The 14142-nt window shown below is 72.7% G+C and carries 7 protein-coding genes; 6 read left to right on the forward strand and 1 reads right to left on the reverse strand.

The genetic code is table 11. The features are described from left to right. The first annotated feature begins 136 nt into the window (after positions 1–136). The 6 genes from KY572_RS02160 (at position 137) to KY572_RS02185 (ending at position 12683) form a co-directional block, all read left to right on the forward strand. Positions 137–6700, forward strand: a complete 6564-nt coding sequence (locus KY572_RS02160; RefSeq protein ID WP_224240450.1) for a HEAT repeat domain-containing protein — start codon at positions 137–139, stop codon at positions 6698–6700. After that, the gene (locus KY572_RS02165) at positions 6697–8535 is read left to right on the forward strand and encodes an SWIM zinc finger family protein (RefSeq protein WP_224240451.1); all 1839 of its coding nucleotides are present in this window, start codon (positions 6697–6699) and stop codon (positions 8533–8535) included. The genes KY572_RS02160 and KY572_RS02165 overlap by 4 nt, the downstream gene beginning before the upstream one ends. Before the next feature lie 808 nt (positions 8536–9343). Then, a complete protein-coding gene (locus KY572_RS02170) occupies positions 9344–10789 on the forward strand; it encodes a reverse transcriptase family protein (protein ID WP_224240452.1) in 1446 nt (481 codons plus the stop codon). Next, positions 10786–11268: a hypothetical protein gene (locus KY572_RS02175; protein ID WP_224240453.1), complete on the forward strand. Its 483-nt coding sequence runs from the start codon at positions 10786–10788 to the stop codon at positions 11266–11268. Before KY572_RS02170 ends, KY572_RS02175 begins: the two co-directional genes overlap by 4 nt. 87 nt (positions 11269–11355) lie before the next feature. Continuing rightward, the gene (locus KY572_RS02180; protein ID WP_224240454.1) at positions 11356–11919 is read left to right on the forward strand and encodes a Uma2 family endonuclease; all 564 of its coding nucleotides are present in this window, start codon (positions 11356–11358) and stop codon (positions 11917–11919) included. A gap of 14 nt (positions 11920–11933) precedes the next feature. Next, a complete protein-coding gene (locus KY572_RS02185; RefSeq protein WP_224240455.1) occupies positions 11934–12683 on the forward strand; it encodes a DUF6920 family protein in 750 nt (249 codons plus the stop codon). 13 nt (positions 12684–12696) lie between these two features. Here KY572_RS02185 and KY572_RS02190 read toward each other — a convergent pair whose 3' ends face one another. Continuing rightward, positions 12697–14079, reverse strand: a complete 1383-nt coding sequence (locus tag KY572_RS02190; RefSeq protein WP_224240456.1) for an ELWxxDGT repeat protein — start codon at positions 14077–14079, stop codon at positions 12697–12699. Between the last annotated feature and the right edge of the window lie 63 nt (positions 14080–14142).

The following is a 14142-nucleotide window of genomic DNA, read 5'->3' on the forward strand; positions in this document are numbered from 1 at the left end:
AGGTGCCCGGATCCTTTCGATGGGACGCCTGTCGAAGCGAGGCTTGTGCTAAACCCAGCGGCGGGCAGTCGGCAGCCAGCAGGTGCGGCCTCTCGTGGCGCACCCCAGGGTCCGACTCGGAGGGTTCAAGAGCGTCATGGCCAACCTTGCCATCGGCAACATCGAGAAGGTACGCGCCCTCGCGGCCAACGGCCGCGTGCTCCTGGTCGGCGGTGCCCGCGTCGCCCCCGCCAGCCGGCTCACCGCGTACGACTTCACCGCCAACAAGGTCCTCTGGAGCGTGGAGCTCCCCTCCGCCGTGCAGGCCCTGGCGCTCGCCGGCGAGCGGTGGGTCGCCGCTGGCGCTGATGGCACCGTGCGCGTGGGCTCGCTGGGCGAGGGCAAGCTCGAGCGCGAGCTGACGGGCGCCCACCCCGGTGGCTGCACCGCCGTGGCGCTCAGCCCGGACTCACAGCGCCTCTATACGGTGGGCGTGGATGGCTTCCTGCGCGGCTGGGCGCTGGACTCGGGCAAGAAGGTGCACGAGTGGCAGGCCTCCCCGCAGCCCCTGCGCGCCGTCGCCGTGGACCCCGGCCACACCTTCGTCGCCTGCGCGGGCGATGACGCCGTGGTGCGCTCCTTCACCGTGGCCTCCGGCGCTCGCCGGGACATGGCCGGCCACGAGGGCCCCGTGCGCGCCCTCGCCTTCACCCCTCGCGACGGGCGCCTGGCCTCCGCGGGCGATGATGGCCGCATCCGCCTCTGGTACCTCGTCGGCGCTGTCGAGTTCGAGGTGCGCGGCGACAAGGACTCCGGCCACGCCGGCCCCGTGCTCGCGCTGGTCTTCCCTCCCACGCCCACCGCCGAGCCCGGCCAGGAGCCCAGCGATCGGTTCTGGACCGCCGGCGCCGACGGCAAGCTCAAGGTGTGGCGCCTGGACGAGCGCCGCAAGCCGCGCACCTTCGACTGCGGCAGCAAGCCGCTGACGGCCCTCGCCTTCGCCCCGCCGCCCAACGCCCGGCAGGCCAAGACGACGCTGGGCCACGTCTTCACCGGCGGCGACGACCGCCGCGTGCACCGCTTCACCCTGGAGCCGGACGGCAAGCCCACCGACGAGCAGCTCCACTACGCCCACGGCTTCGAGGCGCTCACCGAGTCCCTCGGCGGCGGCCGACCCAAGCGCGAGGCCGCCGTGCGCGAGGCCTCGGCGCTCGAGGAGCCGGAGGCGCTCGACTTCCTCCTCAAGGTGCTCTCCTCCGACAAGGAGGCCGAGGTCCGCAAGCTGGTCGCCTCCGAGCTGGCCGCCCGAGGCCGCACCGCCGCTCGCCCCAAGCTGCGCGAGCGCCTGGATGACGACCACCCCGCCGTCCGCACCGCCGCGCTCGAGGCGCTGACCACGCTGGAGGAGTCTCCGCTGGCCGCCCCCCGCGCCGCGCTCGACTCGCGCTTCGCGGACGTGCGCATCCTGGGCCTGCGGCGGCTGGCCAGGCTCGCGGGCACCTCGCCGCTGGTGCCGGGCCTCATCTCCGGCAAGCTCACCGACGGCGACGCCAACGTGGGCCTGGCCGCCCTGGACGCCCTCACCGAGGCCTCCCCCGCCGGCAGCACCGAGCCGCTGAAGACGGCCTTCGAGCGGGGCCCCGCCCACATCAAGGCCGAGGTGCTCATCCGCGCCGCCAGCGCGGGACAGCTCGGCGCCGCGCAGCTCCAGCCGCTGGTCGCCCGCGCCCTGGATGACGCGGATGCGGACGTGCGCCGCGTCGCCTTCACCGTGCGCGTGCTGGAGCGTCGGCCCCTGGCCCAGGTGCTCGATCAGAAGGACGAGGACTTCCGCCTCGCCGTGCGCGACGTGGCCCGCCGCATGGTGTTCTCGGCACGGCGCCTGTCTCCGGAGGGACAGACCGGCAAGTTCTCCACCGAGGGCGAAGTCACCGCCGCCCGCGACAAGCTCCTCGAGAAGCTCATCGGCTCGGGCAAGCCCGACGCCGCGCTCCCGGAGACGGACCTGGAGCCCCTGCTCGCCGCCATGGCCTGCCGCACGCCCGACACCGCCGTGCGCGGGGCCCGGGGACTGGCTCAGCTCGGCGACACGCGCGCCCTGGGTGCCCTGCTCCAGCTCTCTCGCGAGCCCGAGGCCTCCATCCGCCGGCAGGCGGCCATCGCGCTCCAGGCGCTGAAGGATCCGCGCGCCCGCGAGCGGCTGGTGTGGATGATGGATGACGCGGACGCGGACGTGCGCTCCTCCGCGCTCGACGCCGTCGTCGCGCTGGATGCGGACGTGCCGCTGTCCAGCGCCGAGGCCGCGCTCCGCTCGGGCTTCGAGGATGTGCGCGTCCGTGGCCTGGACCGGCTGGTGAAGCTGGGCGCGCAGGGCCAGCGTCCCGAGGGCGCGGAGCTGCTGCTCGGCAACGCCCTGGAGGATGAGGGCGCGAAGGTGCGCGGCGAGGCCTTCCGCACCCTCTGGGCCTGGAACGAGAAGCAGCCCCAGAAGGCGCTGGACCGCGCCCTGACGGGCCGCTTCCCGGACCTGCGCCTGCGCGCCGTGGAGGAGCTCGCCTCGCGCGCCAAGGAGGACTGGGCGCTCGAGCGACTGAAGAAGACGGTGCAGGACCGCGACGCGGGCGTGGCCACCGCCGCGTACGAGGCCTGGGTGAAGCTCGCCGGCAAGGAGAAGGCCGAGCCCCACCTCGCGGCGCTGGAGACGGCGCACGCCTCGCTGCGCACGCTCGCGGCGAAGAACGCCGTGCACGCCCCGGCCGAGGCGCTGCGCTCGCCGCTGCTCAAGCTCATCCAGGACGAGGAGGCCTCCGTCCACCTCCAGGCGCTGGAGTCGCTGGACAAGCTCGTCCCCAACGAGAACGGACCGCTGCTCGCCGGCCTGCTCTCCGCCGCCCTGCCGCTGAAGGTGCGCGCCGCGGAGCTGCTCGCCGCGCGCGGCGCCGAGGACATCATCGAGCCGATGCGCGTCCTCATCACCGACAAGGAGCTGGAGCGCCGCTACCCGCCCGCGTTCCTCAACCCGCTCCGCGCCCGCGCCTCGAGCGCGCTGGCCACGCTGGGCTCGCGCCGGCTGCTCTCCTTCCACGCCACCACGCTGCTCAAGCATGAGCTGGCGGAGGTGCGCGAGCAGGGCGCCCGGGGCCTGGCCACCGCCTCCCGCCGCGGGGACGAGGGCTACCTGCTGGACGCGCTCGGCCACGCGGATGTGGCGGTGCGCTCGTGGGCCGCGGATGGCCTCTCGCGGCTCGGGGACGCGCGCGCCCTGCCCGTGCTCACCGGCACGCTGCGCCATGAGCATCTGCCCATCCGCCTGGGCGCCATCCTCTCCTTCGCCGCGCTCGGCGTCGAGGGTGAGGGCGGCATGCTCCACGGCCTGGAGGATCGCGCCCGCGAGGTGCAGGAGATGGTGTTCGCCATCATCCTCGCCAGGGACTTGCGCGCCTCTCGCCGGGGCGAGCCGCCGGACCTGCTCACCAGCGCGCTCTCCAGCGCCCGGCCCGAGGTGCGCTACGCCGCCGCCCGCGCGCTGGAACTGCGCGCCGATCCGGAGGCCTACCAGGCCCACCTGGTGGAGGCGCTGCTGCCTCCCAAGCCGGAGAAGGCCGGCGACATGAAGGAGTGGCCCGCCGAGGACGAGCGAGGCCGCCGCATGGTGGGGCTGGCCGAGGCGCTCGCCAGCGACGTCTCCGAGCAGCGCTACGCCGCCGCCCAGGTGCTCAACCTGCGCCACAAGCCGCTGGACTACTTCCGCGAGGCCCAGAAGGTGGCGCGCCCGCGCTCGCTGGAGCAGCCGTGGAAGCCGGAGACGACGCCCAAGCCCCGGCCCGAGCAGGAGAAGCCCGCGAAGAACTGGCTGCGGCGCCTGTTCACCTCCGGCACCTCCGGCAAGGAGGCCACGCCCTCTCCCGACGCGCTCGCCTCCGCCGAGCGCCAGCACCTGCGCCGGCTGGCCTTTGGCGCCTACGTCGGCCTGCTGCGGCAGGTGTCCGCCGGGGACGACGAGGGCCACCGCGTCCGCCGCGACGCCGTGGACCGCGTGGTGAAGCTCACCCAGGAGGGCTTCGCCGGACAGCCCGCCGCCGTGGCCGCGCTCCTGCGCGCGCTGGAGGATCCGCACCAGCTCGTGCGCAAGGCGGCCCTGGCGGGCCTCAAGGAGCTGTACCCCGCCGGCTCGGACGAGCCGCTGGCCCTGGCCCTGGCCTCGCTCTCGCAGGATGTGGCCCGCGCCGCGCTGGACGAGCTGGCCTCGCGGGGTGAGGCGGCCCGGCCTCGCGTCACCGCCGCGCTGAACTCGCCGCTGCCGGACGTGCGCAAGTACGCCTTCGAGCTGCTGGAGAAGCTCAGCCCCGCCGGCAGCCTCGAGCCGCTGCTGGCCGCGCTCTCCAGCGAGCACTCGGACCTGCGCATCGGCGTCATCGAGCGGCTGTCCGGCGCCAACGACTCGCGCGTCACCGAGGCGCTCGGGCGCGCCATGGCCAGCGAGCACGAGGACCTGCGGCTGCGCGCCTCGGAGCTGCTCGCCTGGCGCAAGGATGACCGCTCCGTGGAGGTGCTCGGCACCTTCCTGCGCTCGGAGAACGCCGCCAGCGCGAAGCGCGCCATGGAGGCCCTGGCCCGGCTGGCCACTCCCGCCGCGGTGGTCGCGCTCGCCGGCCGGCTGCGCACCGCGACGAGCCTGGACGAGCGCAACCACCTGGTGAATGCCCTGGGCCGCACCCTCCACCCGGACGCAGTGGACGTGCTGGCGCGCCAGGTGCTCGAGGATGAGGCGCCGAGCGTGCGCCTGGCCTGCATCTCCGCCGCCATGGCGGTGGCGGACCGGAGCGTGAAGCTGCTGCCCGATGGCACCCGCGACATGACGCTGCGGGACGCGGCCCTGGCGGTGCGCTTCCTGGGCTCGGCGGCGCGCTCCTCGGACGTGGCGGTGCGGCAGGCCGTCCCGCGCGAGCTGGAGCACGGCGCCGACGCGGGCCAGGATGCGCTGCTCCTGAGCCTCTTCAATGACCGGGATGTGACGGTGCGCCGCGAGGCGGTGGCTCGCTACGCCCAGCGCGTGGTGCACCAGGGCGCCAAGGTGGAGCCCATCGAGGAGGTGCTGCGCGCCGGGGCTCGCGAGCTGATGCTGCCCGCCGCCGAGGCCGCGGCCTTCAAGAAGCTCCCGAGCGCCCTGCGCCCGCTGCTGCTCTACGCGCGGGCCGGTGAGACGGGAGAGCGGGAGCGGGCGCTGCTGGCGCTCGGCACGCTGGGAGACTCGCGCGCCCTGGCCGAGCTGGAGACGGTGGCCGCGGGTGGAACCCCCGAGGCTCCCGCCGAGCCGAGCATGGTGGTGGCCGCCATCGAGGGCCTGGGCCGGCTGGCCGCGAAGCTCCCCGAGGCCGAGGAGCGCAGGCGCGTCGAGGACAAGGTGGAGGCCGAGGCGATGGAGGCCGACTCCTTCGAGCAGCAGCAGGCCGGCATCCGGGGCCTGCGCTACATCGGCGGCGAGCGGGCCCGGGTGAAGATCGAGGCCCTGCTCACCGACGAGGGCACCTCTAGCCCGGTGCGCATCACCGCCGCGGCGGAGCTGGGCAAGCTGGGAGACGTGGCCTCCGAGCCCGCCCTGGCCACGGTGCTCGACTCGAATGACTTCACGCTGCGCAAGGAGGCGCGCAAGGCGCTCGACGTGCTCTTCCCGAAGGAGCGGGTGCGCGTGGAGTTCCTCGCCGTGGCGAGCCGCTACTCGGACATCTCCCAGCCCGCCGCCACGTACCTGGCCGAGGAGGCCGAGCCCGCGCTGCTCATCCCCCGCCTGGCCACGCTCAAGGACGAGCCGCTGCGCAAGCGTCTCCGCCGAGGCCTCGCGCGCCGGGGCGCCCTGCCCGTCCCCGAGCTGGCCGCGCTGCTCGCGCACGAGCAATCACAGGCCCGCGAGGAGGCGGCCCTCGTCATCGGCACGTGGACGGGCGAGCCGCGCGCCCCGCTGCCAGCCGCGGACGCGGCCACGCTCTCCGGGGCGGTGGTGAAGGCCGAGCGGCGCACCTCCTCCGAGTGGGCCTCGGCGACCGGCCCGAAGCGCCCTCCGCTGGCTCGCGCGTGGCAGCGGCTGCTCTGGGCAGGCTCCCGGCTGGGCGCCGCGGAGCTGGCGACGGGGGCTCGCGCCATCCTCCAGGGTGGTGAGGCCGGAGCTCCAGCCGAGGTGCGTCAGGAAGCGGCTCGCGTGCTGGGACACCTGGGCACGGCGGAGGCGGGAGCGAAGCCCGTCCTCTCCGCGCCGAAGGAGCTCAGCGCCGCGGCCGAGGCCCTCCGCGCCGCGCTCGCGGATCCGGACTCCCGGGTGCGCGAGGCCGCCGCGACCTCCCTGGCCCGGCTGGCTCCCGAGCGCGCCGAGTGGGCGCTGGCGGTGAAGCCGTTCGACCCGGTGGCCGTGGGCCCCATGGGCGCGGGACTGAAGGACGCGAAGTCGCTCGCCTCTTCCGAGGGGCGCCGGGTGGCGCTGCCGACGGTGATCGCCTCGCGCCAGCTCGAGCCCCTGCGCCCGCTGGCCACCACCGCCGCGCCCGAGGTGAAGCAGGACGCCTGGGCCGCGCTGGGACGCCTGGGCGGAGACGCCGCCGCGGAGTTGCTGCGCGGCCAGGCCTTCGACAAGGGCCAGTCGGTGGAGCTGCGCAAGGCAGCCTACCGCGCCCATAAACGTGCACGCCGGGCCGCCGAGCGCGCCCGGAAGGGAGGGAGCCCGTCGTGACGACCGCAACCCGCCACCCCGTCGAGCTACGCTACGCCACCGCGAGCGACGTGGAGGCCCGCCCCGAGACGTCCCGCGTGCTACTGGCCCTGGAGGGCTCTCGCGGCACCGTGGGCCTCCGAGGCCGGGTGCGCGAGCCCGCCCTCTTCCGAGACGCGCTGGCCGCCACGCTCGGCGTGCTCGCCAGTGACTTGCGCTACCGCGGCAAGGACCGCACCGCGTACCTCGCCTACCTCATGAAGCAGGGCAAGCGCGCCACCGCGCAAATCTGGGAGGCGCAGAAGGCCTTCCTGGACGCCTCGCTCCAGACCGAGGAGCAGAAGGACACGGTGCTCGACCCCGTGCTCACGGTGGATCCGGATCAGGTGTCCCTGGAGGTGTTCTCCCGCGACGAGAGCGCCTACGCGCGCCTGGCCTTCGACAACACGCTCTTCGACGGACGCGAGGCGGCGCACGGCTCCACCTTCCTGGACGTGCCGACCGAGCTGATGACCAAGGTGGATCGCCTGCGCACCTACGTGCCGCTCTCGCTGGAGGCCCACGTGGCGCTGCCCGCGCGCGAGGCTCGGGCCCCCCGCAACGTGGAGGTGCCTCACGCGTGGCTGCGCGGCTTCCTCCAGGTGCAGTCGGCCGCCACGCTGCCGGCGAACACGTGCACGCTGGCGCCCATCGACCTGTACAACCTGCTCTTCGCGCTGCGCACCCGGAAGGCGAAGAAGGCGCCGCGCGCGCTGCGCTTCGAGCTGGTGCCCGGCGCTCCGCCCCGGCTGGTGCTGGAGCCGTGGGAGCTGGTGCTGGAGTGCCACGCCTCCGTGTACACGGGCTCGGCGCCGGCGGTGGTGCGGACGTTCGGACGGCAGCGCCTGGCGGCCCTGGCGCGGCTGCTGCCTCACGCGCAGAGCGTGCGGGTGCAGCTGCTCGGCCCGGGCCTGCCGGTGTTCTGGGTGGTGGACATGGGCCCGGCCACGCTGACGCTGGCGCTCACCGGCTGGACGGAGAGCGGCTGGTCCAGCGCGGCGGCCTTCGACGTGCTCATGCCGCGCGCGGTGCCGGAGGGGCTCTCGGAGAAGCTGCGCCAGCGGCTGCGCTCGGAGGGCCCGCTCTCCTTCGAGACGCTGGTGACGGGCGCGGGCGCTCCCAAGGACGCGGTGCGCGCGGCGCTGCAGCTCGAGTGTCTGCGCGGGCGCATCCTCTATGACGTCGCCAAGGGCACCTACCGGCCGCGCGAGCTGATGCCCACCCCCGTGGACGAGGCCACCATCCGCTTCGGCAGCGAGCGCGAGGCGCGGGCCCACCGGCTGCTGGGCGACGGCGGCCCGGGCGCGGGCGAAGTCAAAGTCACCAAGGTGCACGAGGTGGTGGGCGAGGGCACCCGCATCCACGGCGAGGTGGTGGACCGCGAGGCCGTGCGCAGCTTCTTCCCCGCCTTCACGCTGGACCTCGAGGGCCGGGTGAAGGAGGCGAGCTGCGGCTGTCCGCACTTCCGGCGCTCCGGGGTGCGCGAGGGCCCGTGCGAGCACATGATGGCGCTGCGGCTGGCCTACGCCCGGCAGCGCACGGCCGAGGAGGCCCTGCGGCAGACGCCGGAGGGGCGCAAGCACATCCGCGCCGAGACGCGCTCGTACGTGCGGCGCGAGACCTCCGGGCAGGAGCAGGTGTACCGCGTCTCACTGGACGGCAAGGTGGTGGCGGTGGAGTGGGGCCCGCGCCTGGGCGAGCCGCGCCGGCAGAAGCTGTGGTTCGATACGGATGCCGAGGCCCGCGCCGCCTACTTCGCGCGCCTGGAGACGCTGGCCTCCGAGGGCTACATCGATGCGGCCTCGGCGATGGTGTAGCCACTGACGACACGCAACGGGCCGCCACCGCGCGGCCGGAAAGGGAGGTGGGACGAGACGACAGACTCTTCAGCGCGAGCGACCGGGAGAGGTCCCAAAGCCATCAGCCTCAGCGCCTCGAGCGCGGGAGCGGCGTTGCGCCGCTCTGGATGCAATGCAGGACACTCTCCGCAAGGTAGCCTGTTCTTGGCTCTCTTCCCTCGATCAGTACTATGACGGGGTGTAGAGCTGAGCCAACGACGCAACCGCCGTTTCTCCACCCCGTCATAGTACTGATCGAGGGGAGAGCCGGTGAGGCTACCGTGCCCCAGGTGAGCAGGTGGTGCCTTGGGGGCCTCCCTCGATTGCTCGCGCCCGTCGCACCCTCCCGCCAGTGGCCTCGGACACATCGACGGGGCCTCACGGGTGGTGTAGAAAACCGGACTGTCTGGCTGATTACCCCACGGCCAGCAGGGCGGGTACGACAGAGCAAGAGTCCTCACAACGCGAACGATCGAGAGAGGTCCCAAAGCCATCAGCCTCAGCGCCTCGAGCGCGGGAGCGGCGCTGCGCCGCTCTGGATGCAATGCAGGACACTCTCCGCAAGGTAGCCTGTTCTTGGCTCTCTTCCCTGCGCGGGCCCTCTAGCTCGCCGGGGAGCTGAACCAACGACGCAACCGCCGTTTCCCCAGCGAGCTAGAGGGCCCGCGCAGGGGAGAGCCGGTGAGGCTACCGTGCCCCAGGTGAGCAGGTGGTGCCTTGGGGGCCTCCCTCGATCGTTCGCGTCCGTCGCGCCCGCCCACCGCCGCCCCGCAGTCAGGAGCTGCCCATGACGTCCAAGCTGGAGTCGTACGTCCCCGCCGCGCCGCCGCAGCCCGCCACCGCTCCAGCGCCGGGCTCGCCCTCGCCGGCCACGCTCGCGCAGCGCGAGGCCCGCCGCCAGCAGCACGAGGCGCTGCTGACGCGGTGGAAGGCCATCCAGGAGGCGGGCGGCGCGGACGAGTGGGTGCGCGCGCAGCTGGTGGCCAAGGGCGCCGCGGCCGAGGAGGTGGACTTCGAGGAGCTCTCCGAGAAGCAGAAGTCCGCCTGGAAGGAGAAGAAGAAGGCGGAGGCCGTCGAGCGCCGCGCGCTGGAGCGCCAGGCCTGGGAGGCGTGGAAGGCCACGCACATCAATCACCTGGGCACGGGGGTGCACTGGGACGAGCAGGGCGGCCCGGACAAGTTCGACGTGCCCAACCGCGAGGAGCGGGCGAAGGCCAACGGGATGCCGGAGCTGGACTCGCCCGAGGCGCTGGCGAAGGCGCTCGGGGTGACGGTGTCGCGGCTGCGCTGGTTCGCCTTCCACCGCGAGGTGGACACGGGCACCCACTACCAGAGCTGGCGGATTCCGAAGCGGGACGGCGGGCAGCGGACCATCACCGCGCCGAAGAAGGAGCTCAAGGCGGCGCAGCGCTGGGTGCTGGCCAACGTGGTGGAGCGGCTGCCGGTGCACGGGGCGGCGCACGGCTTCGTGGCGGGGCGCTCCATCCTCACCAACGCGCTGGCGCACCGGGGCGCGGAGGTGCTGGTGAAGGTGGACGTGAAGGACTTCTTCCCCTCGGTGACGTGGCAGCGGGTGAAGGGGCTCTTGCGCAAGGGCGGGCTGCCGGAGGGCGCGGCGACGCTGCTGTCCATGCTGTCCACCGAGGCCCCGCGCGAGGTGATGGAGTTCCGCGGCAAGACGCTCTACGTGGCCAAGGGGCCGCGAGCGCTGCCGCAGGGCGCGCCCACCTCTCCGGCGCTGACGAACGCGCTGTGCCTGAAGCTGGACAAGCGGGTGTCGGCGATGGCGAAGCGGCTGGGCTTCACCTACACGCGCTACGCGGATGACCTGACGTTCTCGTGGCGGCGGGCGAAGGGCGCCAAGGGCAAGGCGCAGGCGGACGCGCCGGTGGCGGTGCTGCTGGCGCGGGTGAAGAGCATCCTGGAGGCCGAGGGCTTCACGATGCACCCGGAGAAGACGCGGGTGCTGCGCAAGGGCACGCAGCAGCGCGTGACGGGGCTGGTGGTGAACGAGGCCCCGGACGGAGTGCCCGCGGCGCGAGTGCCCCGGGACGTGGTGCGGCGGCTGCGCGCGGCCATCCACAACCGGGAGAAGGGCAAGCCGGGCAAGGAAGGCGAGACGCTGGAGCAGCTCAAGGGGATGGCGGCCTTCATCCACATGACGGATCCGGCCAAGGGCCGTGCCTTCCTGCAGCGGCTCGAGGCGCTGGAGAAGCTCGAGCCGCCGAAATGACGGACGTCCGCCCGTGGCTCGAGGAGCTGTTTCCCATCGAGTCCGACTTCTTCCGCCTGGAGTGGGTGCCGGACTCGGACTACCGCCCGCCGCACGCCGCGCCGGACGACCTCTACGTGCTGGTCCGACTGGTCTGCTGGTACCTCAACGGCGCCGAGATGCACATCCGGGACGTGAAGGAGCAGCCCGTGCTGCTGGTCTCGGCCGGGCGTCGCCAGGACCCGCGCATCGAGGCCTACCTGCGAGGCTGGAGCGCCGCGCTCACCACGGTGATGGAGAGCCAGGATCTCTCGGTGGGCCGGGATGACACCGAGGCCATGTACGCCGACAACGCCCTGGCCTGCCTGATGCCCATGGACCTGGTGCACGCGGACGCCCTCGAGCTCACGCGCCCCCAGACGGCGGAGGACTTCTCCCGGGCGCTGCTCGACTCGAGGAAGCGACTCGGGCGTTTCGTCTTCCCTCCTCCGAAGCCCTGAGGGTCAGTAAGCCCCGGTGCGGGCGAACCGACCTGACAGGGTGGCCTCGCGACGCCCAATGTCAGAGGTTGGATGTACGCTCCATCCATGACCAGAGACAAGAGCCGAGAAGCCTCTTTCGAGGACTTGGAGGGCATCCCGCCTCACCGCGTTGGCGAGATCGTCGACGGTGAGCTGTACGTGAGTCCGCGTCCAGCAGTGCTACACGCCCGAGCCAAAGGCCAGCTGTTCCATGCGCTGGAGCCCTTTGACAAGCCTCCGGGAACCAGAGGGCTCGGGGGGTGGGTGATCCTCATCGAGCCGGAATTGCACCTGGGCAAGGACGCACTCGTGCCAGACCTCGCGGGGTGGAGGCGGGAGCGCCTTCCGAAGATTCCAGATGAGGCCGCTTTCACGATCGCACCCGATTGGGTCTGCGAAGTGCTGTCACCCTCGACGGAGGGGCTGGATCGTGCACGGAAGATGGGGGCGTACGCACGGGAGGGAGTGAAACACCTGTGGCTCGTGGACCCACGACCTCAAATGCTGGAAGCGTACCGGCTCCAGGAGGGCCGCTGGGTGCACCTGGGTGCGTATCTGGGTGATACCTCCGTACGCGCCGAGCCCTTCGAGGCGCTCGAGCTGAAACTGGGCCTCCTCTGGGAGCGCTGATCTAGCCTGCGCTCATGACGAAGGACTCCGCATTCGACGAGCTCTGGAACGACCCCATCGCCCCGGGCGCTCCTTTCGATCCGAAGGATGTGGCGGGGCTACCCTCCTCGGCGCGCCGCTACCTGGAGCACGCCATCGCTCCGGGGACACCCCTGGCCTCGGCGGTCCGTCTGCGCATGACGGGCACGATCAAGCTCAAGGACCAGTGGCACCCCTTCGCAGCGGACCAGGTCATCCGCTGGAACCGTGGCTTCGTATGGCGCGCGAAGGTGAAGATGAACGGACTCCCGGTCACCGGCTCGGACCGCTGGATCGACGGCGAGGGAGCGATGCGCTGGAAGCTGCTGGGCCTCGTGCCCATCGTCACTGCGTCCGGGCCCGACATCTCGCGCTCCGCGGCGGACCGGGTGCAGATCGAGTCGCTCTGGCTCCCTTCCGTGCTGGTCGCTCCCAGCGTCTCGTGGACCGAGCATGACGCCACGCACGTGGGCCTGAACGTGAGCCTGCGCGATCGGCATGCGCACTGCGAGTACTCCCTGGACGAGCAGGGCCGCCTGCGCACGGTGTCGATGCTCCGGTGGGGAGACCCTCAGGGCCAGGGCTTTGGCTCGCTGCCTTTCGGCGGAGTGGCCGAGGAGGAGCGCACCTTCGGCGGCTTCACCATTCCCTCGAAGCTGCGGATCGGCTGGTACTTCGGCACCGAGCGCTTCGAGCCGGAGGGCGAGTTCTTCCGCTGCACCGTCGAAGAGGCCGTCTATCGCTGAAGCCTCCGGCTGGTCACTGCGCGACCAGGCCGTGGCACCGGCCTCCCGGACGGAACGGCAGCGCCCACAGCTCCTCGCCATGCTCGGCATCCGTGGCGATGAAGAAGACGTCCCAGCCCGCCCGGACGAACGTGCCGGGGTTCGAGGACGCCGCGCCCGGAGCAAGCTCCGTCAGCGGCACCGTGCCAGCCGCCGTGCCGTCGCTCATCCAGGGCTCGCGCCCGCTCCCCGGTGTCTCCGCGGAGAAGAACAGCAGGCCGAAGTGCGTCGTCAGCCCCTCGGGCGAAGAGCCCTGAGCCCCTGGCACCAGCTCCCGGAACAGGGAGGTGCCCCCAGGCGTCCCATCGCTGCGCCACAGCTCTCGCCCACGGGAGCCATCGTCCGCGGCGAAGTAGAGCCACTCCCCCTGCACCGAGAGGGCTCCAGGCGCCGAGCTGCCCGAGCCCGGCCGGAGATCCTTCACCATCGTCGAGCCCCCAGCAGTGCCATCGCTGACCCACAGCTCCTCGCCGTGAGGATCGCCCGCGAGCTCCTCCTCCCCGCCTCCGGCGCTGAAGACGAGCCTTCCGCCGAGTGCCGTCAGGTCATGCGGATACAGGCCCGGGAAGCTGCGCAGGGCCTCCGAGGCCCCATGGCTGCTGCGCCACAGCTGAGTCTCGCCCGCCCCGTCGCTGGCGAGGAAGAAGACGCTCGAGTCCACCGAGGTGAGTGAGAGCACGAGGTGACTCTCGGGAGCGGCGAAGACGCTGGTGGCCCCAGGCACGCCCTGGCTGCGCCAGAGGTAGACGGTGCTGCCCACGTTGGCCGCGAAGTAGAGCGCGTCTCCCGCGCGAGCCAGTCGTCGAGGGCTGGAGCTGCCCCCCGGAGAGAGGTCCTCGACGAGGAAGGTCCCCTCCGGCGTGCCGTCGCTGCGCCACAGCTCGATGCCGCTCACCCCATCGTTCGCGGCGAAGTAGACGACGTCTCCGAAGGCGAGGAGCTGATCGGGCGTCGAGCCCACGGCCCCGGGCCAGATGTCCTTCACCATCACCGTGCCGGCGGCCGTGCCATCGCTGACCCACAGCTCGCGCCCATGCACGGCGTCATCCGCGGTGAAGAAGAGCCTGTCCCCCGCCACGGTGAGGCGGCGCGGGTTCGAGGTGGCCTTCCCCGGTCGGATGTCCTTCACCAGGGAGGTGCCCGGCACGCTGGTGCCGGTGCTCACCCAGAGCTCGCGTCCGTGCGTCGCGTCCTCCGCGGTGAAGAAGAGCGCACCCGCGGCGTGGACGAGCTCGCGCGGCCTCGAGCCCACCGAGCCCGGGTTGATGTCCGCCAGCAGCCATGCGGAGGAGGTGCACGGCCTCCAGGCGGAGGCCTCTCGAGCGGCAGCGTCCTCCGAGACCGGGGCTGGCTCCACGAAGCCGTCTCCGGGAGGGAGTGAGCAGGCAGCCAAAAGGGTTCCCCACAGCGCGAACAGTCG

The organism is Hyalangium gracile, assembly GCF_020103725.1.
GTDB classification, from domain to species: Bacteria; Myxococcota; Myxococcia; order Myxococcales; family Myxococcaceae; genus Hyalangium; species Hyalangium gracile.

Coding starts and splice junctions, on each gene's coding strand:
- KY572_RS02160 (WP_224240450.1), top strand. CDS start 137: ATGGCCAACCTTGCCATCGGCAACATCGAGAAGGTACGCGCCCTCGCG.
- KY572_RS02170 (WP_224240452.1), top strand. CDS start 9,344: ATGACGTCCAAGCTGGAGTCGTACGTCCCCGCCGCGCCGCCGCAGCCC.
- KY572_RS02175 (WP_224240453.1), top strand. CDS start 10,786: ATGACGGACGTCCGCCCGTGGCTCGAGGAGCTGTTTCCCATCGAGTCC.
- KY572_RS02180 (WP_224240454.1), top strand. CDS start 11,356: ATGACCAGAGACAAGAGCCGAGAAGCCTCTTTCGAGGACTTGGAGGGC.
- KY572_RS02185 (WP_224240455.1), top strand. CDS start 11,934: ATGACGAAGGACTCCGCATTCGACGAGCTCTGGAACGACCCCATCGCC.